The sequence below is a fragment of the Pseudomonas sp. NFACC43 genome (assembly GCF_900119645.1).
In the GTDB taxonomy this organism is placed as follows: domain Bacteria; phylum Pseudomonadota; class Gammaproteobacteria; order Pseudomonadales; family Pseudomonadaceae; genus Aquipseudomonas.
Window position 1 is genome coordinate 6,745 of sequence record NZ_FPKK01000026.1, and the last position, 22,409, is coordinate 29,153.

Consider the following 22,409-nt stretch of genomic DNA (forward strand, 5'->3'; position numbering starts at 1 on the left):
CCAGGTCAGGAAGTTCACCGTGTTGCGGTGCTCGATCATCACGCCCTTGGGCAGACCGGTGGAGCCGGAGGTGTAGATCACATAGGCCAGGTGCGACGAGGTCAGTTCCGGAACCTGCGGATTCAGGACGGACTCGTCCTGCCACAGGCCACTGTCCAGATCAATGACCGGCATCGCAGCGCCGGCCAACAATCCAAGCGTCGCCGCCTGGGCCAGCACCGCCGCCGGAGCGCTGTCTTCCAGCATGTAGGCGATCCGGTCCGCCGGGTAAGCCGGATCCAGCGGTACGTAACCGCCGCCAGCCTTGAGGATCGCCAGCAGGCCCACCACCATGTCGAGGCCGCGCTCGACACAGATCGCCACCCGAGAATCGGGTTTCACGCCCTGCTTGCGCAGGTAATGGGCCAGGCGGTTGGCCCGCTCGTTCAATTCGCGATAAATCAAGCGTTGCCCACGATGCAGCACCGCCAACGACTCCGGCGTGCGCTGAACTTGCGCTTCGAACAGCCCGTGAATCGTCTGCGCCAGCGGGTATTCGGCCTGGGTGGCGTTGAAGCCCACCAGCAACTCTTCACGTTCCGTCGCCGGCAAGATCGGCAGGTCGGCCAATGGATTTTCCGGCGCATGCTCCAGGGCCTCCACCAGGTTCGCCAGTGCCGTTTCCATATAGGCGCCGACCCGTGCCGCGCCCACACCGGCCACGGCCTGAACGGTGAGGCCGAAGCCTTCGCCGAGATCGTCCACCGACAACGTCAATGGATAGTTGGTGCGCTCTTCGCCACCCAATGCCTCGATCCCTTGCCAGGCCGATGACATGTGCAACGTAATGGACTCGGCGCTGGTATGACGATAGTTGAGCAGCGCGCTGAACAACGGTGTCGGCGCGGCTACCCCGCTGCAACGCTGGGCCAGTGCCAGGGAGGCGTGTTCATGCCCCAGCAATCCGGACAATCGAGCGTGCGTCGCCAATACACTGTCCCGCACGCGCCCACCCACCGGTACACAGATGGGCAGTGTATTGATGAACATCCCCAGCGCCCGGTCGGCGCCCTCGCCGCCCTGCATCCGGCCCATCAGTACCGTGCCGAACACCACCTTCTCACGGCCCGAGACCCGGCCCAGCACCTGGGCCCAGGCCAGGTGATGCAGGGCAGCCGCGCTCACCCCCAGGCGCCGGGCCTGGGCGCGCAGGCGTTGACTCAGATCGATCGCGACGTCCTGTCGGGTTTCCTCCATGACGGCGTTATCGCCGCGAACATCCTGCAAGCCGAAAGGCAGCGTCGGCTCGTCGACACCCCCGAGCATATCGCGGAAGAATTCTTCGTGCTCTTCAGGGCTCACGCCCAGGCGCGCCTGGGCCACATAGTTGCGATACGGCACCGCATCGCCCAACCGGCCAGCCTGCCCCAGCAGGTGGGCCTGCATCTCGTGCCGAACCACTTCCAGCGCCGCATGGTCAAGCGCCATGTGATGGAACAGCAGGCTCGCCACCCAACGCCGGTTGGGCGCATCCTCGGCAAATCGAATGCACATCAGCGGTGCCTGGCGAATATCCAGGCGATGATGACTGGCGTCAAAACGCGCCTTCAACTGGCCAGCGACGTCGCCGTCGCCAGGACTGAGGCGCATCTGCTCGACGCCCAACACTGCCTTGCGCCAGACCACCTGCACCGGCTCCTCCAGCCCTTCCCAGGCCATGGAAGTGCGCAGGATGTCATGGCGGTCGATCACACCCTGCAAGGCCAGGGAGAAGTCATCCAGGCGTTCGCGGCTGTCGACGAAGGCGAACTGCGCCTGCAATACGTAGGGATCGCCCTGTCTGGCGGCGAGATGGTGATAAAGGATGCCTTCCTGCAACGGCGCCAGGGGATAGATGTCCTGCACATTGCCCGCACCACCCGGCACGCTCGCCACGATCCGATCGATGGCCTCCTGGGACAAGGCCACCAGCGGCAGCAGGTCCGGTGTGATGCGTTGGCAATCGGGTGCGATCAGGTTCGCCGGAACCTGCACTTCCTGGTTGTCATGGCGGCCGACGGCCGCGGCCAGCGCGGCCAGGGTGGGTTGGCCGAACAGCACGCGCACGTCGGCACTCAGGCCCACCTGGCGCATCCGCTCGATCAGGCTGACGGCCAGCAGGGAATGACCACCCAGTTCAAAGAAGTGGTCGTGACGACCGACCTGTTCCACACCCAGCAGCGCCTGCCAGATCTGCGCCAGGGTGGTTTCGACGTCGCCTTGGGGGGCTTCGTAGCCTCGGGTGATCACTGCATCCAGATCCGGTGCCGGCAAGGCCTTGCGGTCCAGCTTGCCGTTGGGGGTCAACGGCAAGGCGTCCAGGCGCACGTAGGCCACGGGCACCATGTAATCCGGCAATTGCCCTTGCAGATGGCTGCGCAGGGCCTCGATGTCCACAGCCCGGGACTCGGTGAAATAGGCCACCAGGCGCTTGTCCCCCGGGACATCTTCGCGAGCTTGCACCACCGCTTCTTTAACCGCTTCATGCCCGGCGAGTCGTGCTTCGATCTCCCCCAGTTCGATGCGGAAACCACGGATCTTCACCTGGTCGTCGTTACGACCCAGGTATTCGATATTGCCGTCCGGCAGGTAGCGACCCAGGTCGCCAGTCCTGTACATCCGGGCATTGGTTTCGCTGCTGAACGGGTCCTTGAGGAAACGCTCGGCAGTCAGGTCATCACGATTGAGGTAACCGCGCGCCACACCGGCACCGCCGATATAGATCTCTCCCGGTACGCCCAATGGCACCGGTTGCCGGTGTTCATCCAGCAGATAGAACTGGGTGTTGGCCACCGGTTTACCGATATGCGCGGCGAAACCCTCTTCGCGGGACATCGATACCCAGCTTGAGTAAGTGGTGGTTTCCGATGGGCCATAGAGGTTGCACAAACGCTTGACCTGGGTTTGTTCGAACAGCGCTTCCACCAGGCTGCGCTTGAGGGCTTCGCCCGCCACGTTGACGGTCTCGACACCCTCGCCCAAGCCACCGGATTCCAGCAGTGCCTTGAGAGCCGACGGCACCGTGTTGATCAAGGTGATGTCGTGCTCGCCCTGTTGCAGTTCCAGCACATTGGTGACCACGTCGATGCTGCCACCGCAGGTCAACGGCGCGAAGCACTCGTAGACCGCCAGGTCGAAGTTCAGCGAAGTGGAAAACAGCGTCTTCGACAGGGTTTGCGCATCGAAGGAACGCTGTGCCCAGGTCAGGAAGTTCACCGTGTTGCGGTGCTCGATCATCACGCCCTTGGGCAAACCGGTGGAGCCGGAGGTGTAGATCACATAGGCCAGGTGCGCGGAAGTCAGTTCCGGAACCTGGGGATTCAGGACGGACTCGTCCTGCCAAAGCTCCCTACCCAGATCGATGACCGGCATCGCCGCGCCGGCCAACAATCCAGCCGTCGCCGCCTGGGCCAGCACCGCCGCCGGGGCGCTGTCTTCCAGCATGTAGGCGATCCGGTCCGTCGGATAAGCCGGATCCAGCGGTACGTAACCGCCCCCTGCCTTGAGGATCGCCAACAGGCCCACCACCATGTCGAGGCTGCGCTCGACACAGATCGCCACCCGTGAATCGGGTTTCACGCCCTGCCTGCGCAAGTAATGGGCCAGGCGGTTGGCCCGTTCGTTCAATTCGCGATAGCTCAGGCGTTGTCCGCGATGCAGCACCGCCAGCGACTCCGGCGTGCGCTGAGCTTGCGTTTCGAACAATCCGTGAATCGTCTGCGCCAGCGGGTATTCGGCCTGGGTGGCGTTGAACACCTGCAACACTTGCCGCCGCTCGGACTCGGACAGGATCTCCAGGTCATTGACGGCGGTGTCGGGGGCGAACTCCAGCGCCTCCACCAGGCTCGCCAATGCTGTCTGCATGTAGCCACCGACCTGGCGGGCATCCACCGCACCGGCGGTCTGCACGCACAGCAGGAACCCTTCGCCCTGGTCGTCCACCGACAACATGCACGGATAGTTGGTCCGCTCCATGACCTGCAGCACTTGCGTACCGGCCCAGCGGTCGACACTCTCGCCCTCCTGGGACGGGCTGTGGCGGTAGTTGAGCAAGGCGCTGAACAGCGGCAACGATGCCGGTACGCCACTGCAGCGCTGGGCCAGGGCCAGGGAGGCGTGCTCATGGCCCAACAGGGCCGTCAGCCGTGCGTGGGTCGCCTTGACCCCGGCGCGTACCGGCTGCCCTCCCACGTCGACTCGCAACGGCAGGGTATTGATGAACATGCCCAAGGCCCGATCGGCTCCTTCGCCGCTTTGCATGCGGCCCAGCAACACCGTACCGAAGACCACATCCTCGCGACCGGACACACGTCCCAGCACTCGTGCCCACGCCAGGTGATGCAAGGCTGCCGCGCTCACGCCGAGTTGGCGCGCCTGCTGCCGCAGGCGCCGGCACAGCGTGGGATCGAGGTTCAGCTTGACCTCCTCGATGCCCCGACCGTCACCCTGGACTTCCCGCAGGCCGAACGGCAGCGTCGGCTCCTCCACATCGGCGAGCATGTCGCGGAAGAAACGCTCATGCTGCTCACGGGGTCCCCCCAACAGCGTCTGGGCCACGTAGTTGCGGTAAGGCATGGCCGCCTCCAGGCGGTCAGCCTCGCCCGCGAGGAACGCCAGCATCTCCTCCTGCATCACGTCCAGGGCGGTGTGGTCCAGGGCGATGTGATGGAACAGCAGAACCGCGACCCACCGCTGGTGAACGCTGTCCCAGGCGCAGGCCAGGCGCATCAGCGGCGCCTTGTCCAGGTCCAGCCGGCAATGACGAGGATCGAACCGCGCCTGCAACTGCGCGGCGATATCGCCTTCGGCCGGGTCGAGGGCCTGCTCTTCGAGCGTCAGCCGGCTCTGGCGCAGTACCACCTGCAATGGCGCGTCGAGGCCTTCGCGAAGCAGCGCGGTCCTGAGGATATCGTGGCGATCGATCACCGCCTGCAAGGCAGCCACGAAGTCGTCGAGCCGAGGGCGGCTGTCCAGGGCGAACGTGGCTTGCAGCAGGTAGGGATCGCCTTGTTCGGCGGCGATGTGGTGATAAAGGATGCCCTCCTGCAACGGCGCCAGGGGGTAGATGTCCTGCACGTTGCCGGCACCGCCCGGCACACCGGCGACGATCCGGTCGAGGGTGTCCTGGTCCAGGCTCACCAGCGCCAGCATGGACGGCGTAATGCGCTGGCACCCGGCGGGAATGCCGTTGGCCGGCACGCTGATCTCGGCGCGACCGCCCACGGCCGCCGCCAGGGCGGCCAAGGTAGGTTGACCGAACAGCACCCGCACATCGGCGCTCAGGCCGGCCTTGCGCATCAGTTCGATCAGTTTCACCGCCAGCAGCGAATGTCCGCCCAACTCGAAGAAATGATCGTGCCGTCCCACCTGCCCGACACCGAGCACCTCGGCCCACAAGCCTGCCAGCGTGGTTTCCACCTCCCCCAGCGGCGCTTCGTACGCACGGCTGGCGAAGGCATCCGCTTCCGGGGCCGGCAACGCACGACGGTCCAGCTTGCCATTGGGTGACAGCGGCAGTTTTTCCAGGCGCACGAAGGCCGCCGGGACCATATAGTCCGGCAGCAGCGCTTGCAGGTGTGCACGCAGGTCATCGGCCTCGGCCACGGCATCGGTGGACTGGGCGGTGATGTAGGCCACCAGGCGCTTGTCGCCGGGGCTGTCCTCACGGGCGACCACGGCCGCCTCTTTCACACCGGCGTGCTGGCAGAGCCTGGCCTCGATTTCCCCCAGCTCGACACGGAAGCCGCGGATCTTGATCTGGTCGTCGTTACGACCCAGGTATTCGATATGGCCATCGGGCAGGTAGCGCCCCAGGTCGCCGGTCTTGTACAGGCGTGCCTGCCCGTCGCTGGCGAAAGGGTCGCGGATGAAACGCTGCGCAGTCAGGTCGTCGCGGTTCAGGTAGCCACGGGCGACGCAGACGCCACCGATGTGAATCTCGCCCGCCACGCCAACCGGCACCGGTTGCAGGTGTTCGTCCAGCAGATAGATGCGCGTATTGGCCACCGGCTGGCCGATCGCCGGCAACGTCGGCCAGGCCGCGACAGCGTCCGGCAAGGTCAGCGCCGTGGTGACATGGGACTCGGTCGGCCCGTAGTGGTTGTGCAGGCGGCAGCCATCCAGGCGTTCGAACAAGGCGCGGATCTGGGGCGTGATGCGCAACTGCTCGCCTGCGGTGATGACGTCCCGCAGGTTGCACTCCAGGGGCGTGTCCCGATGCTCGCCCACCACCGCCTCAGCCAGGGCCTGCAGGGCGATGCACGGCAGGTACAGGCGCTCGATGCGCTGTTGACGGATGTGCTCGAACAGGCGGTGGAAATTCAGGCGGATGTCGGCATGGATCAGGGACAGTTCGCCGCCGTCGCACAGGGTGCTGAAGATTTCCTGGAACGCCACGTCAAAGCCCAGCGCGGCGAACTGCAAGGTGCGCGCCCCACGCCTGCCATGCTGCTCCGCCTGCGCGCCCTGCCATTGCATGAGGTTGACCAGGGCTCGGTGCCCCATCGCCACGCCCTTGGGTTGCCCGGTGGAACCCGAGGTGTAGATGACATAGGCCAGGCTGTCGTCGCTCGCCGGCACATCCGGATCGCTGGTGGGTTGCGAACTGATGTCGAAGGCGTCGCGTGCCTGGGCGTCGAGCAACAGCGCGGGCACGCCTGATTGCGAGAAACGCTCCTGCAACGAGTCCTGGGTCAGCAGCACCTTGGGCGCGCTGTCCTGCAGCATGTACGCCAGGCGCTCGATGGGATACGCCGGGTCCAGCGGCACGTAGCCGGCACCGGCCTTGAGGATGGCCACCAGCCCGGCGACCATTTCCAGACCGCGTTCCATGCAGATCGCCACCCGATCGTCGACACGGATGCCCAACTCCAGCAGCCGATGGGCAATCTGGTTGGACAGACGGTTCAGTTGCGCGTAAGTCAGGTGCTGGCCTTGATAGCTCAACGCGATGGCGTCGGGCTGGGCGCGCACCTGGGCTTCGAACAATTGATGGACCCGCAACCCCGACGGGTACGCCGCATCGAAGGCATTGAACTCGTCCAGCAATTGCCGACGCTCGGCGGCGGGTACGAAGGCCAGGCTGTGCAGCGGCGTAGCCACGTCGCCGTCCAGGGCATCGGCCACCGATTCGAGCATGGTGTGCATGTAGCCGCAGATCCGTTGCGCACCGATCCCGGCCACTGCCTGGACCGTCAGCCCGAACGATTCGCCCAGGTCATCCACCGACAGCGACAGCGGGTAGTTGGTGCGCTCTTCCCCTGCGAGGATCCGCGCCCCGGCCCAGACCCGCGCCTGGCCTGCATCCTTGGGTGCCTGTGCCGCAACGGCGGTCTGGCGGTAGTTCATCAGCGCGCTGAACAACGGCGTCGGCGCGGCCACGCCACTGCAACGCTGGGCCAGGGCCAACGGCGCATGTTCATGGCCCAGCAGGGTGGCCAATCGGCCATGGGTGGTCTTGAGCGCGGCAAGCACGCCCTGGGCGCCGGCCTCGACCCGCAACGGCAGGGTGTTGACGAACATGCCCAGGGCATGGCCGGTATCCTGGCCGCTGTGCAGGCGGCCCATCAGCACGGTACCGAACACCACGTCCTGGCGAGCGGACAGACGCCCCACTACCTGGCCCCAGGCCAGGTGATGCAGGCTGGCGGTACTCACCCCCAGCCGCCGGGCCTGGGCGCGCAGGCGCCTGGCCAACCCGGTGTCCACGGCCAGCGTCGCCTCCTCGATACCGCTGCCGTCACCCTGCACATCCTGCAGGCCGAACGGCAATGTCGGCTCGTCGACATCCCCGAGCATCTCGCTGAAGAACGCCTCGTGTGGCGAGCTATCGCTGCCCAGGCGCACCTGGGCCACATAGTTGCGGTAAGGCACCGACACCGGCAACGCCGCTGCGCGCCCTTCCAGGTGTGCTTCGATTTCCTTGCCCAGCATGCCGAGGGATGTGGCGTCATCGATCAAATGATGGAACAACAGCACTGCCACCCAACTGCCGTCGGCGGGATCCTCGCTGAAGTGGATGCGCATCATCGGCGCCAAGCGCAGGTCGAAACGGGTGTGGCGTGGGTCGAAGCGGCTCTGCAATTGGCCGGCGATATCGCCGTCGACCTGGTCCAGGTGCACTTGCTGCACCGTCAGCGGCGCTTCGCGCCAGACCACTTGCACCGGCTCCTCCAGCCCTTCCCAGGCCACCGAGGTGCGCAGGATATCGTGCCGGGCGATCACGGCCTGCAGAGCCTGGGCGAAAGCGTCCAGTCGCTGGCGACTGTCGAAGCGCAACAGGGCCTGCAACAGGTATGGATCGCCTTCGGTGGTTGCCAGATGATGGTAGAGGATGCCCTCTTGCAACGGCACCAGGGCATAGATGTCCTGCACGTTGGTCACGCCCCCCGGCACGGTGGCGACGATGCGGTCGATGGCGGCCTGGTCCAGGTCGGCCAGGGGCAGCATGTCCGGGGTGATGCGCGTGGTGTCATGGGCGATCCGGTTGGCCGGTACTGCGACGCCACCGCTGTCTCCCGTGGCGGCCGCCAGGGTGGCCAGGGTCGGCTGGCCGAACAGCACCCGTACATCCGGGTCCAGATCCAGCTGGCGCATGCGTTCGATCAGCTTGACCGCCAGCAGCGAGTGACCGCCCAGTTCGAAGAAGCGGTCGTGGCGCCCCACCTGCTCGACACCGAGCAGCTCGGCCCACAGCGCGGCCAGGGTGGTTTCGACCTGGCCCACCGGTGCCTCATAGCTGCGTCGGGCATAGGCCTGGGAGTCGGGTGCGGGCAGCGCCTTGCGGTCGAGCTTGCCGTTGGTGGTCAGCGGGAAGGCGTCGAGCATCACGAAGGCGCTCGGTACCATGTAGTCCGCCAGCGAGCCCAGCAACTCGCCACGCAACTGGGCAGCGGACAAGGCGACACCGTCCCGGGACAGTACATACGCCACCAGGCGCTTGTCCCCCGGCTCGTCCTCGCGCGCGATGACCACCGCTTCGCGGACGCCTTGGCACGCGGCCAGCCTGGCCTCGATCTCCCCCAGTTCGATGCGGAAGCCACGGATCTTCACCTGTTCGTCGTTACGCCCCAGGTATTGCAGTTCACCGTTGCTCAACCAGCGACCCAGATCGCCAGTGCGGTACATCCGCGCGTTCGCATCGTCGTCGAACGGATCGGGCAGGAAGCGTGTTTCATTGAGCTCCGGGCGGTTAAGGTAGCCACGCGCCACACCCGCGCCCCCCACATACAGCTCGCCGTCCACCCCCTTGGGCACCGGCTTGCCGTACTTGTCCAGCAGGTACAGGCGCAGATCGGGGATCCGCTTGCCGATCGGGCTGACGCCCACCAGTTGCGCGTCCGCCGCGTGTAGCGCGCGGTAGGTCACGTGCACGGTGGTTTCGGTGATGCCGTACATGTTCACCAGTTGCGTGCCGGCGTTGATCTCCCGGGCATACCACGGTTTGAGAATGCCGGTCTCCAAGGCTTCGCCACCGAAGATCACCTGGCGCAGGCTGTGCCTGAGCTCGCTTTCGCCCTGGGCCGCGATCAGTTGGCGGAAGGCACTCGGCGTCTGGTTCAGTACCGTGACGCCCTCCTCACACAGCAGCGTGTAGCAATCCTGCGGCGAACGGCTCACCAGTTGCGGTACCACCAGCAGGCGGCCGCCGTGGGTCAGCGCGCCCCAGATTTCCCAGACCGAGAAGTCGAAGGCGAAGGAATGGAACAGGGCCCAGACGTCCTGGGGACCGAAATCGAACCAGGGTCGGGTGGCCGAGAACAGCCGCGCCACGTTGCGATGCTCCACCATCACCCCCTTGGGCAGGCCGGTGGAGCCGGAGGTGTAGATCACATAGGCCAGGCTGCGGGATGCCAGGGTGCCGATATTCGGATCGTGCCGGGGTTGTGCGGCGATACCTGCGGCTTCGGGCTGGTCGAGCAACAGCACCGGCACCGAGACTTCCGGCAATTGATCTTGCAACATCGCCTGGGTGAGCATCGCCACCGGTGCGCTGTCCTCCAGCATGAAGGCCAGGCGCTCCTGGGGGTATGCCGGGTCCAGCGGCACATAGCCGGCACCGGACTTGAGAATGCCCAGCAGCCCGACGATCATGTCCAGCCCACGCTCGACACAGATCGCCACCCGATCGTCTGGGAAGATTCCCAGGGCCAGCAGCCGGTGAGCGACCTGGTTGGCCCGTTCGTTCAGCTCGCGATAGGTCAGCGCCTGGCCTTCATGGACCACGGCCACCGCCTTGGGTTGCGCAGCCGCCCGTGCTTCGAACAGGCCATGGAGGGTGCGGTCATGCTCGTAGCGCTGCGTGCCATCCGCGTTCCAGGCCTTGAGCAGGCGGGCTTCGGCTGGCGTCGGCAAGACAAAATCGCGCACCGCCAGCGTATCGTCCGCCAGGCCCTGTTCCAGCACATGCTGGAAGCGCTCGGCCATGGCCTCGACTTCATCGGCCTGCAGGTACGCCTGGTTGTAGATCCAGTGCAGCCAGGCGTTGTCTTCGTTGGGGTTGGTCCGCACGTGAATGGCCAGTGGCATCTGCTCCTGGCCGTTGGAACTCTTCACCGAATAGGCCGTGGCCTCGCCGAACCGGTACAGGTAGTTCTCCTCCTCGTAGGAGAACGACACATCGAACAGCTGGGCGCGGTTATCGCGCCGCAACTCCAGGGAACGATGGATATCGCTCAGGGGAAAGCGCTGGTAGCGATAGTCCTGCTTGAGCGCGCGCGCCACCTCCCGGACCAGTTCACCGAACGGCAGGTCATCGGCGAACTGCAGGCGCATGGCGCTGACCTGGGTGAACAACCCGACGGTTTGCTTGAAGGCCGGATTGGAGCGGTTGAGGATCGGCAGCCCCACCACCAGCTCGTCGCGCTGGGTGGTGCGCACGAAATACACATACAGCGCCGCCAGCAATACCGGGAAACGCGACACCTTGTGCACGAGGGCCAGGGTATCGACGCGCTCGTTCAGGGTATGGGGAAAAGGCGTCATGGCGTGGGCGCTGGGCACCACGGTTTCGGTAAAACGGTCCCGGTAACGGGCGGTGAACAGCGGGTCCGGCACGTCCTGGTATTTGTCCAGCCAGTACGCCTGGTCCCGCAGGTAACGATCCGAACCGTGATAGCGGGCGTCGTCCTCGATGAAGCCGACATAGGACGGCGCCGACAGGTCTGGTTCGCGGTTTTCCTCCAGGGCGTTGTAGAGGTCGCTGAACGAGGCGAGCATCAGGTTGATGCCCCAGCCATCCTGGATGATGTGGTGCAGATTGACCACGAAGTAGAACGACGTGTCGTGGAGCTTGACCAGGTAGAAGCGGAACAGCGGGCCCTTGTCCAGCGCGAAGGCCACTTCCAGCCCCTGCTGCACCCAGCTCTGGGCCGCGACCTGGGGTTCGGGCCGGTTGGACACGTCGATCAGCGGGACGCGCACCTCCAGCGATTCGACCAGGGTCTGCATGGGCACGCCGTCGGCGCCGGCGTCACTGTGCAGGATCGTGCGCAGGGCGTCGTGCTTGCGCACCAGCAGACCGACCGCCTGTTCGACCCGCTGGGGATCGACGGCGCCCTGGATATGGAGGTAACCGCCGATGGTGTACAGGGGCGAATCGCCCTTGGTCATCTGGTCCAGCCAGATATCCCGCTGGGACGCCGTCAGCGGATAGGTGGCCGCAAGCTTGAGGGACTGGTTCATACCCGGCCCTCCGCAGCAGGAACGCCTGTCGGCGATGGCATCTGGGAGAACCGGCAACCGGTTGCGACAACGACGTCCACAGCAAAGAAAAATGTCATACGTTCCTTCTCAGAAATTTGTCAGTGCTGCCCGGACAAACGCAACAGGCACGCCTGGGTTGGTGCAGGTCCGCGCAAACAGCCGCGCAGTACGGGTTAACGGGCGAATCGTGGGTGCATGGCGCCGCCACCCGACAGCGGACTCGCGGCTGTCGGGCGGGCTGGATGCCAGGCGGGTTTCACGGGGTCTTGCAGGTGCTGTCGCGACAACATCGCAAGCCGGACGATGGGCTCGGGACGCTCATTCAGGCTCGCTTATCGCGAATGGCGCAGTTGATGTCCGACACGATGTGCCCATCGGCCAGCTTGATGATCCGGTCGGCCAGTTGGAAATACTGGTCGTCATGGGTGATGATCAGGACCGTCTTGCCGCGGCGCTTGAGGTCCGGCAGCAGTTCCTCGTAGAAGAACTTCTTGAACGGTGGGTCCTGGTCGGCGGCCCATTCATCGAGCACGTAGACCGGCCGGTCCTCCATGTAGGCACATACCAGGGCCAGGCGTTTCTGCTGGCCATAGGACAAGGCCTTGAGGGTCGAATAACCGAGTCCCTCGATCTTGATCTTGTCAGCCAGGCCGAGGGTCTCCAGGTACTTGCTCGCCAACTCCGGATTGCCTTCCTCCTCGTCGGGTCCGATCAGGCGGTTGAACAGATGGAAGTCGGAGAACACTGCGGAAAACAGATCCCGGTAATCGCTGCGGCTTTCATCGGTGATCGTGACACCGTCGAGCAGCACCTCGCCGCTTTGCGGGATATAGAGCCCGCACAGCACCTTGGCCAGGGTGCTCTTGCCGCAACCGTTGCCACCGACGATGTAGATCAGTTCACCCGATTGCACCGTCAGGTCGATGGGGCCAAGGGAGAAGCCGCTTCCGGCATGGGGATCCTGGTAGTGCATCCGCACGCCTTTCAACTCGATGCTGTCCCAGGTTTTCTTGTGCTCCAGCAGATGCACTTTCGGGGCCTCGACGGCCACGGGTTCGGGATGCGGATCGTTGATTGCGAAACCGAAGTCCGCGAGCCGGGTGCAGGCGACCCGGCCCGCCGCCAGCACCGGCATCGCCCCCACCAGCAGCGACAGCGGCCCCATGATGTAGAGCACCGCCAGCACACTGGCCGTCATCACCTTCGGGTCCACCGCGCTGACCAAGGGCGCGGCGAACAACAGGCAACCGATCAGCAACGACAAAGTGAACTGGCCCACGTTGTCGGCCGCGGTGTACCACACGCGCTCGACGAAGTTGTAGCGCGCCACCCGGGTCGACGATGCCTCGATGGCGGAACGGCCGAACCAGCGACGGCGAACACCGTTGAGCTTGAGTTCCTTGAGACCGAACACCAGGGCATGGGTGTATTCATTGAACGCTGTGAATTCGTCCCGGACCCGATTGGTGGAGCGCACGCCACTGGCGAAGAAGAACAGGTAAAGCCCGACCCCCAGGACCATCAGCGACACCGTCAAGGCCAGGACCACCCACGACAGGTAAGCCAGGTAACCGATGCCGAACAGGAACACCGTCATTTCCACCAGTACCGTGGGCATGACCACCAGCGTCGTGTTCAGCTGCGGGATATCGTTGGTCAACATGGTCAACACGTTGGGCGGGCCACGACGGTCCACTTCTTCCAGTGGCGTGGCGAGGATCTTGCGGCACAACGCGATGCGCAACCGGGTCATGATCCGCATGCTGGCATAGGCTGGGAACAACGCGGCGCCGTTGCGCAGGATCAGGGCCGTGGCACTGAGCCCGATGAACCAGTACAAGGCCTGCAGGCGGTTGCCGTCGTTATGGATCGCCTGGTTGATCACACTCACCACCGCAATGGACGCGACCCCACTGATGACACCGCAAATCAAGGTGAAGAACGTCAGCCAGGGATGGTTGCGCCACAGCAGACGCATGACCGAACCGGGCCTGGTCTTCTTCTCTTTCTGGTCTTTCATGGGTTGCTATCCTCGAATGGGCTCGCGAGCTGGCTCACGCCGGTTGCCAGACATCGCCCCTGGCGGTCATCTCGCCCATGGCCACGACAATCAGGCGGGGCTCCTCGTATGGGTCCCGGGCGTGGGCGGCCAGCATGTTGTCGAGCATGACCACATCGCCCTTGCGCCAGGCGAACCGGACGGCGCAAGCCTCATAGGCCTCCCCCACCAGCGCCATGACGTCGTCCTCGATGGGTGTTCCGTCGCCATAGCTGACCATGCGTGGCAGGCGATCGGCGCCGAACATGTCCAGCAGGTCCTCGCGCATTTCTTCGCCCAGGCAGAACGGATGGTGCAGTTGCACCTGGTTGAAGAACCCCGGTTCGCCGGTCAGCGGGTGGCGGATGACTGCCGGGCAAAGGGTACGTACCTGCAGGGTGTCGGCATCGAGCCACTCGAAATCGGTGCCCTGCTCGCGGCAACGCTGTTCGACGGCGGCACGGTCGGTGGTGCCGAAGAACGACTCCCAGCTGGGCTCGACGCCGGCGGTGAAGGTACGGCTGTACATCAATCCCTTCTGTTCGAAACGGGCCACCACCTGCTCGGGCAGCCGCTGCAGCACCTGCCGGATGTCGGCCAACGGCGTCGCGCCACCGACCCGAGAGGGTTGCTCGCAATAGAACCATTGCTTGCGCGGCCAGCTTTCCAGGTGCGAGCTCTCGTTGTGGTACAGGATCATTTCCCGCTCGGGATAAGGCGTGGAGCGATAGACGTTGCGTCCGCCCTCTTTCTTCGGCAGGTCGCCGTAGCTGCCATGCAGGCCGGGGGACAGGGCTTCGGCGAAGGCTTCGAAAGCCGGGACCGAGCCCAGGTCGAAGCCACGAAACAACACCGCGCCGTGGCGACACAGCAGCGCCTCGATCGCCCCTCGATGCTGGCCGGCCCACTGCGCCGGGTCCAGGCCCGGGTCGTTGGGTTCAACCACCACTGGCAGGCTCAGGCCATCGGCGAGCAGCGACAACCTGACCGCCCCGTCGTCCTGGCCGGGCCAGGCCAGCGTGTCGGCCGGCGCGTCATCGTCCAGGACGGGCGCAGCGTTAGTTTGAAGACTCATGCATCACTCCTGACTTCTGATCCGCGGATCCATGTCTTGGGGGCAAAACCAATACGCCCCACTGTCGGGCAAGGATAAAAACATTGATCGCCGGGGATGTCTGGCACCGCAAACCGGGACAGACCCGGCACACCGCGTCACGCCGGACCGACCGCCTGGGTCGGTACGCTTGCCCAGGCCACGCGGCCAGGTGCCTGGGTGGATCCGCAGGTGCCACGCCGTCCTGCGCCAGCCAGCTTGCTCACCCTCGCGGTCCGCATCGTCCTGCAGGTTCGTCGCTGTTTCCGCCCTCGGATCGGCATTGACCGATTTGTCCCCATTTCCCGCGACAGACGCAGGCACGGAGTCGGTGCTGAAATGCGCCAGCTGCGATTCGCACAGGCATATCAAACGATCCCGTGGGCCGCAGTGACGTCTCGAGTGCAACGGTTTTCGCAACTGCGCAAATACGCTGCACCTGGCAATTAACAGGAGCGTTAGTCATGCCGATTAAGAACACTGGCGGATCGGTCAACCCCGCGCCAGCCCCCCTCACGCCCGGTGCATTGCTGCATGAAATCTTCGCCGCCCGGGCCCGTGAATTCCCTGAGCGAACGGCGGTATCCGATGCCACTCGCTCGTTGAGTTACGCGCAACTGGATGCGGCTTCGTCGCAACTGGCGGCCCGTCTTCGCCAGGAAGGCGTGAAGGACGGCATGCTGGTGGGGATGTGCCTGGCGCGTAGCGTCGACCTGGTCATCAGCCTGCTGGGCATCCTCAAGGCCGGCGGCGCCTACGTCCCGGTCGACCCGCAGTACCCGGGCAAGCGCGTCGAACACATCGTGCGCGACAGTGGCATGAGCCTGTTGATCGGCGACCTCGCCGACCTGCCGCAGAGCTCTTCCCTGCGCGTGCTACCGCTCGCCGAGCTGCTGGCCGGCCCGACGCTGGAGCCGGTTGCCGAGGCCGAACGTCGTGACCCCGACAATGCGGTGGCCTACGTCATCTACACCTCCGGTTCCACCGGCGAACCCAAGGGCGTGCTGGTCGCCCATGGCAATGTCAGCCGCCTGCTGGAAAGCACGCAACGCGAATACGCCTTCACCGAACATGACGTCTGGACGATGTTCCACTCCATCGGTTTCGACTTTTCCGTCTGGGAGATCTGGGGTGCCCTGGCCCACGGTGGTCACGTTGCCGTGGTGCCTTACGATGTCTCGCGTTCGCCCGCGGCCATGCTCCAATGGCTGGCCGGCCAGGGCGTGACCGTCCTGAGCCAGACACCGTCGGCGTTCCGCGGCCTCGATGAAGCCGACCGCCAGGCCGGCGCGCCGTTGGCGCTGCGCTACGTGGTGTTCGGTGGCGAGGCACTGCCGGCCACGGTGCTGCGTCCCTGGGTGGAGCGCCATGGTGACCAGAAACCCGCGCTGATCAATATGTACGGCATTACCGAAGCCACCGTCCACACCACCTTCAAGCGCGTGCTGGCCCAGGACCTGGAGAGCAACGCGATGGTATCCATCGGTGCCCCGCTGGACGGCTGGCGCCTGAACCTGCTCGACGCCAACCAGCAACCCGTTCCCCAGGGCACGGCCGCAGAGCTGTATATCGAAGGCGCCGGCGTGGCGATGGGTTATCTCAATCGTCCGGCCCTCAACGCCGAGCGCTTCGTGCAACTGCCCGGTGGTTCCGGTCGTGCCTATCGCACCGGAGACCTGCTGGTACTGGGCGATGACGGCGAGTACCGCTATGCCGGCCGTTGCGACGAACAACTGAAGATCCGCGGTTTCCGCATCGAGCCGGGGGAAGTCGAAGCCTGCCTGCAAAGCAGTCCGGCCGTGGCCGCCGCCCACGTGGCCGGTCACGATTTCGGCGATGGCGACTGGCGCCTGGTCACCTATGTGGTGCCGACCCAGGGGGTGCAGGCCTGGAACGAACAGACGCGCAGCGAAGTCGCCGCCCTGGTGGCCGCCAGCCTGCCGGACTACATGCGCCCCTCCGCCTACATCCCCCTGGCGGAACTGCCGGTGACCGCCCACGGCAAGATCGACAGGCAACGCCTGCCCGCACCCGAATCCATCGCCGCCACCGTGCACCACACCAGTGAAGGCCTCACCGAGCAAGAGCAGTTCGTGCTCAAGGTCTGGTCGCAGGACATCGGCCTGAAGAACATCGGCCTGAACGACGATTTCTTCGATTTCGGCGGCACTTCCCTGGCCCTGATCCGCTCCCTGAGCACCTTGAAGGCCCATTACCAGGTCAACCTGGATCCTGGCGTGCTGGCCAACGGTGCGACCGCCAAGGTATTGGCCGATTGCATCCAGCGCTCCCTTGTCCAAGCCCATTGACCGAAAAGGAACAGCCCATGAGCAAGAAATTCGCCTTGACCCCGGAAGAACGCGCGTCCTTCGAGAAGAACGGTTTCATCGGACCATTCGACGCCTATTCGCCCGAAGAAATGAAAGAAACCTGGAAGCGCACACGCCTGCGCTTGCTCGACCGCAGCGCCGCGGCCTACCAGGACCTGGATGCGATTTCCGCCGGTACCAACATCGCCAACTATGACCGCCACCTGGACGACGATTTCCTCGCCAGCCACATCTGCCGTCCGGAAATCTGCGACCGCGTCGAAAGCATCCTCGGTCCGGATGTGCTGTGCTGGCGCACCGAGTTCTTTCCCAAGTATCCGGGCGACGAAGGCACCGACTGGCACCAGGCCGACACCTTCGCCAACGCCTCGGGCAAGCCGCAGATCCTCTGGCCGGAAAACGAGGATTTCGGTGGCACCATCACCGTCTGGACCGCATTCACCGACGCCAACATCGCCAATGGTTGCCTGCAGTTCATCCCCGGTACCCAGAACAGCATGAACTACGACGAAACCAAGCGCATGGCCTACGATCCCGACGCCAACAACAGCTCGGTGGTCAAGGACGGTGTGCGCCGCGGATTCTTCGGCTACGACTATCGCCAGCTGCAGATCGACGAGAACTGGAAGCCCGACGAGTCGGCCGCGGTGCCCATGCAGATGAAGGCCGGCCAGTTCATCATTTTCTGGTCGACCCTGATGCACGCGTCCTACCCCCACAGCGGCGAGTCCCAGGACATGCGCATGGGCTTTGCGTCGCGCTACGTGCCGTCCTTCGTGAAGATCTATCCGGACTCCGACCACATCGAGGAATACGGTGGGCGCATCAGCCTCGAGAAGTACGGCGCGGTCCAGGTGATCGGGGACAAGACCCCGGAATACAACCGCCTTGTCACCCACACCACCCGAGGCAAGAAGTTCGAAGCGGTCTGATTTTTTCTGTGCCATACGACAGTGGCATGCGCAACGTGCCTGACAGGAGTCCCCAATCCATGACTATTTCCACTGACGCAGCGACGCGCCTGTGCGAGACCGTGAGGATGCTTAGGCACCTTGCCATCCATTTGCCCGACCCCATCTGCCTGAGCTTCCTGGCCCAGGGGGACGGGTTGCCTCCCGAGCAGGCCTCGCCCAGCGTGAGGGCCACGGAACGGGCGGTCAGTGCCGCCTTCGCACGGATCGGCGTCAAGGCCGTGCAATACGTGCATGACGGCGAGGCGCAACTGTCGTCCTTCGAGATGTTCATCAGCAAGAAAATCTGCCAGGCCCTGGAATTCACCTATGACCATTTCGACGAGTTCGAAAGCGTCAAGCGTTTCGGGCGCCTGGTCAGGCACTTCGATTTCAGCGGTGCAGTGCCCGAGGTAGAGACAGTACACCTGATCACCCGGGACAACGTCGCGCTGTCGGTGCACTCCAGCGCCGACCGCCAGCGCCCGGCGATCGTCCTGGCACTGCCCTGCGGCATGCCGTTCGACCTGTGCCGCGACTGGTTCAATGCCCTCAGCGAGCGATTCTTCGTGGTCACCTGGGAAACCCGGGGGTTGTTCGGTTCCTGTACTTCGTTCGATCAACTGTCGGTGGATACCGACGCCCAGGTGGGCGACCTGATCAATGTGATGAATCACTTCGGCCTGTCCAATGCCCACCTGATGGGCATCTGCGGCGGCGCGGTGATCGCGCTGAGCGCCGCTGCCCTGCACGGCGACCGGGTGAACTCCCTGAGCCTGTGGCATGGCGACTACAACCTGGGCGACAACAGCCTGCGTACCGCCCATCAGCAGAATTTCGAATGGCTGATGGAGTCGGCCGCCGTGGACCGCAACGAGGCCAGCGACCTGCAAGCGCTGTTCCTCGACCAGGCGACACTGGCGACCATCCCGGACTCCATCGCCCATGCGGCGCTCTATCCCTACGTCAACGAAGAGCTGTTCTATCGCTATGCGCGGCTCAACGATGCCTTGAACAAGACCGAGCTGCCGCCACGCCTGGAACGCATCAGCGTGCCGACCCTGGTGGTGGCTGGCGATGCCGACGAAACCACTCACATCGGTGGTTCCCAGCGTATTGCCGAATCCATCAGCGATGCCCTGCTGCACGTGGAGCGCAACGGCAGTCACCTGGCGTTCTTCGAATCGACCCAGCGTTCGAAACAAACCGCATTCAAATTCCTCGAGTCGACGTTGGAATCGATGGCCGTCTGAGGCTGGGATTCAAGACCTGGACAGAGTGCCGACTCTTGAGGTTGGCGCCCTGTGCTGACCAGGCACATCTTGCTCAAGACGGGCTGACACGCTCGATTCTTGCCATCTTCAACGATCTCGGCGAAGCACAGGTCTTTGCGAGACTTAGCCATGATGATGGCTTTAGTCAGCTCCTGGCGCAGGATGGCGGTGCTCAAGCCGCCAATATCCCCAGACAGCAATATCGTTCAATACGCCAGCCGCACAATCCAGGATTCTGAACCCCCGTTCATAACCGAAGTGCACCGCTCATGCGTTCCACCCTTTCGCCTTGCCAGGCTTTCTGGAAAGGCTCGATGGCTGTGATTCCATTGTCCCTGGCCTGCGCTCCCTGGGGCTTGCTGGTTGGATCATTGGCGATCGATGCCCGGATGACGCCTCTGGAAGGCCAAGGCTTCTCGGCCATCGTTTTCGCCGGCGCCGCCCAGCTCGTGGCCATCGGCATGATCAAGACAGGGGCCAGCCTGCCCTCGATTCTCGTGACGACCTTTCTCCTGACGTCACAGCACCTGCTCTACGGTTTGCACATGCGCGCCACCCTGTCCTCGCTTTCTTCGCGATGGAGACTAGGTCTGGGCTTTCTTTTGACCGACGAATTCTTCGCGCTGAACAGCCAGTACGATCAAAAGACATTCAGCCGCTGGTTTGCGCTGGGCGTCGGCCTCAGCTTTTACCTGGCCTGGAATGTGTTCACCCTGGCAGGGATCCTGCTGGGCAAGAGCATTGCGAACCTTGAGTCGCTCGGGTTGGAATTTTCCATCGCTGCAACCTTCATCGCGTTGATCACCCCTGTGGTGAAATCGATCCCGACGGTCGTGTGCGTGCTCGTATCCCTTGCCTGCTCGGTGCTGCTCAGTTATTGGCGTTGGGAGTCTGCGCTGGTGGTATCGGGGTTGGCTGGCATGACGGCGGGCTTCGTGTGCAAGCGGCTCCTGGAGGGACGCCCATGATCCTTGCCGTTATCGTGGGGATGGGTGCGATTGTCTTCCTGAACCACTACCTGTTTCTGGAACCGCGCTTACCGTTTAGACTCAGCCAAGGTACGCGGGATCTGCTTTCCTACGCAGTGCCGGGGATGCTGACCGCCATCTGCGGCCCCGTCATTTTCCTCCCAGGCCAAACGCTGAGCCTGAGCGTTTTGAATCCGTATCTGTTGGGTGGGTTCTGCACCATGGTTCTCATGCTCTGGACGGGACAGGTGCTGACGAGCGTGCTGGTCAGCATGGGCTGTTTCTACCTGTTCAGGTCAATGCTCTGAGGTGAACCGTGGCCGGCAAGATTGAAAACGCACGTTTCTGGCAAGCCTCAAGCCTGGGTGGCGTGGAATTGCTGCACGCTCAATATTACCAGCAACGCTTTACCCCTCACGTTCACGACAGTTTTGTCATCTCGGTCATCGAGTCGGGGGCGCAGCGGTTTCGGCATCGAGGCAGTGAACACGTCGCCCCCCTCGGTACCGTGGTCTTGATCAATCCGGACGAGGTGCATACCGGCGCTACCGCCCATGACGAAGGATGGCGCTACCGAGGTTTTTACCCCACGTTGACGCAGCTTGCCGAGGTCCTGGCTGAGCTGGAAATGCGCTTCAACGGCTCTCCTCGCTTTATCAGCAGCGTCGTGACCGATTCACAAGTGGCACGTGCGTTCAGTAACGTTCATTTGTTTGCAGAACATGAGGCTTCAGCATTGCTGCAGCAAACCGCCTGGAGGGAAGCGGCGCTGATGCTGTTCCAGCGGCATGCCAGGTTAGGCCCGGTCGCTGCGCCAGGGAACGAGCCTGTAGCGGTGCGTAGAGCCAGGGAAATACTGCTTGAGCACTTGGCGATCCCCCCTTCCCTTGAGGCGCTTGCCTCCAGCGTCGGCCTCTCCCCTTTTCACTTTGCCCGAGTGTTTCGCAAGGCAACCGGCCTGCCTCCCCATAGCTGGGTCACGCAAAAGCGCCTGGCGTGTGCGCAAGTGTTGTTGAAGCAAGGCACTACGCCATCAAGGGTCGCCGCGGAGCTCGGTTTTGCTGATCAAAGCCATCTCACCAGGCAGTTCAAACAGGCTTTCGGCATAGGGCCAGGCGCTTACCGGTCTGCGATGGTGAGGTGATGCAGCAGGCCGGTGGCACCTGCGCGTTGATGAGACGCAACAGCCTGGCGGCCCGGCGCAGGGGTCATGCGGTTCGTCGTCGATGTTCACAATGCCCATCGATCGCACGGTATACGTTTCATATGAAGCCAGGTGCGGATACGTAGATATCGTGATGCCGGGACGACGTTCTCACTTCAAGGGAAAGCCTGCTCGCGGTGACGTCGACCGACACTCATCTTCACGAGCAGACTTGCACTCGCCCAACCAGGTGGACCTCATGCCGCCATGTGCTTCTCGCGATAGAACTCAAGATAAAGCACAGTGCGGTGAGCACGAGAAGCATTGACGGCGAAGTGGTCCAGGGAGCCGTCGAAGATCACCAGGTTGCCGTTGGTGCTCTGGTTGAAGCTGCCGTTGACGTTGAGGTAGGCATAGTTCTGGGTGGTGGGCGCATCGATGGTCAATTGCATGTGCAGCAGGCCCTCTTCCCAGGTGCCCGTGTGGGAGTGGGTGCCGAGGAAGACGTTGGGCTCCATGCGCAGCAATGCACAGAGCTTGATGCCGGGGATCTTGCTCAACAGCTCGATGGTCCCGGGCATGGCCGCGCGGGCATAGGGGATCGGGGTGTCATAGGCGACCAGGCCGTATTGGGTCCATTCCGGCATGACATCCATGTCGTCTCCCCAGCCCCAGAGCCAGCCATATTCACCGCCGGCTTCCATGTGCGCGGTCACTTCATCGACGATCTCGGTGATCGATTTGCCCACGCGGTTGATGGTCAGGGTCGGCGCATCGAGGGCCAGGAATTCCTCGCGGATCACTTCCCAGTTATCGGCGAGGTTCTTGAGGTGCGGAAAACGGCTGGAATCATAAAACGACGGGCGCATAGGTGCTCCTTTCAATGAGGGT

General features: G+C 63.9%; 10 protein-coding genes. 6 read left to right on the forward strand and 4 right to left on the reverse strand.

Going from position 1 to position 22,409, the window contains the following annotated elements:
* From BT179_RS25900 to BT179_RS25910, 3 genes are all read right to left on the reverse strand, one after another.
* On the reverse strand, positions 1 to 11,700 hold an 11,700-nt coding region (locus BT179_RS25900), incomplete at its 3' end, for a non-ribosomal peptide synthetase (protein ID WP_143148735.1).
* A gap of 343 nt (positions 11,701 to 12,043) precedes the next feature.
* The gene (locus BT179_RS25905) at positions 12,044 to 13,741 is read right to left on the reverse strand and encodes a cyclic peptide export ABC transporter (protein ID WP_072432335.1); all 1,698 of its coding nucleotides are present in this window, start codon (positions 13,739 to 13,741) and stop codon (positions 12,044 to 12,046) included.
* 34 nt (positions 13,742 to 13,775) lie between these two features.
* Positions 13,776 to 14,834 (reverse strand): TauD/TfdA family dioxygenase, encoded by a 1,059-nt coding sequence (locus tag BT179_RS25910; RefSeq protein ID WP_072432334.1) that lies wholly within the window; start codon positions 14,832 to 14,834, stop codon positions 13,776 to 13,778.
* Positions 14,835 to 15,316: 482 nt separating this feature from the next.
* Between BT179_RS25910 and syrB1 the strand changes: the two genes are divergently transcribed.
* The 6 genes from syrB1 (at position 15,317) to BT179_RS25940 (ending at position 21,518) form a co-directional block, all read left to right on the forward strand.
* Positions 15,317 to 17,161, forward strand: a complete 1,845-nt coding sequence (syrB1, locus tag BT179_RS25915) for a syringomycin E biosynthesis L-threonine--[L-threonyl-carrier protein] ligase SyrB1 (protein ID WP_072432333.1) — start codon at positions 15,317 to 15,319, stop codon at positions 17,159 to 17,161.
* A gap of 17 nt (positions 17,162 to 17,178) precedes the next feature.
* On the forward strand, positions 17,179 to 18,114 hold the full coding sequence (gene syrB2 / locus BT179_RS25920; RefSeq protein WP_072399266.1) for a syringomycin E biosynthesis L-threonyl-[L-threonyl-carrier protein] 4-chlorinase SyrB2: 936 nt from the start codon (positions 17,179 to 17,181) through the stop codon (positions 18,112 to 18,114).
* A 59-nt stretch (positions 18,115 to 18,173) separates the two neighbouring features.
* The gene (gene syrC, locus BT179_RS25925; RefSeq protein WP_072399265.1) at positions 18,174 to 19,385 is read left to right on the forward strand and encodes a syringomycin E biosynthesis aminoacyltransferase SyrC; all 1,212 of its coding nucleotides are present in this window, start codon (positions 18,174 to 18,176) and stop codon (positions 19,383 to 19,385) included.
* Between the two features lie 290 nt (positions 19,386 to 19,675).
* Positions 19,676 to 20,374 (forward strand): AzlC family ABC transporter permease, encoded by a 699-nt coding sequence (locus tag BT179_RS25930; RefSeq protein ID WP_072432332.1) that lies wholly within the window; start codon positions 19,676 to 19,678, stop codon positions 20,372 to 20,374.
* Positions 20,371 to 20,682, forward strand: a complete 312-nt coding sequence (locus tag BT179_RS25935) for an AzlD domain-containing protein (protein ID WP_072432331.1) — start codon at positions 20,371 to 20,373, stop codon at positions 20,680 to 20,682. The genes BT179_RS25930 and BT179_RS25935 overlap by 4 nt, the downstream gene beginning before the upstream one ends.
* An 8-nt stretch (positions 20,683 to 20,690) precedes the next feature.
* A complete protein-coding gene (locus tag BT179_RS25940; protein ID WP_072432330.1) occupies positions 20,691 to 21,518 on the forward strand; it encodes an AraC family transcriptional regulator in 828 nt (275 codons plus the stop codon).
* A 257-nt stretch (positions 21,519 to 21,775) separates the two neighbouring features.
* On the opposite strand, the gene BT179_RS25945 is transcribed toward BT179_RS25940, so the two are convergent.
* On the reverse strand, positions 21,776 to 22,387 hold the full coding sequence (locus BT179_RS25945) for an aspartyl/asparaginyl beta-hydroxylase domain-containing protein (protein WP_072399261.1): 612 nt from the start codon (positions 22,385 to 22,387) through the stop codon (positions 21,776 to 21,778).
* Positions 22,388 to 22,409 lie beyond the last annotated feature (22 nt).

Bases quoted from the DNA above. Each gene is read 5' to 3' on its own strand.
- BT179_RS25935 (WP_072432331.1), top strand. From the start codon at position 20,371: ATGATCCTTGCCGTTATCGTGGGGATGGGTGCGATTGTCTTCCTGAAC.
- BT179_RS25945 (WP_072399261.1), bottom strand. From the start codon at position 22,387: ATGCGCCCGTCGTTTTATGATTCCAGCCGTTTTCCGCACCTCAAGAAC.
- BT179_RS25905 (WP_072432335.1), bottom strand. From the start codon at position 13,741: ATGAAAGACCAGAAAGAGAAGAAGACCAGGCCCGGTTCGGTCATGCGT.
- BT179_RS25930 (WP_072432332.1), top strand. From the start codon at position 19,676: ATGCGTTCCACCCTTTCGCCTTGCCAGGCTTTCTGGAAAGGCTCGATG.
- BT179_RS25910 (WP_072432334.1), bottom strand. From the start codon at position 14,834: ATGAGTCTTCAAACTAACGCTGCGCCCGTCCTGGACGATGACGCGCCG.
- syrC (WP_072399265.1), top strand. From the start codon at position 18,174: ATGACTATTTCCACTGACGCAGCGACGCGCCTGTGCGAGACCGTGAGG.
- syrB2 (WP_072399266.1), top strand. From the start codon at position 17,179: ATGAGCAAGAAATTCGCCTTGACCCCGGAAGAACGCGCGTCCTTCGAG.
- syrB1 (WP_072432333.1), top strand. From the start codon at position 15,317: ATGCCGATTAAGAACACTGGCGGATCGGTCAACCCCGCGCCAGCCCCC.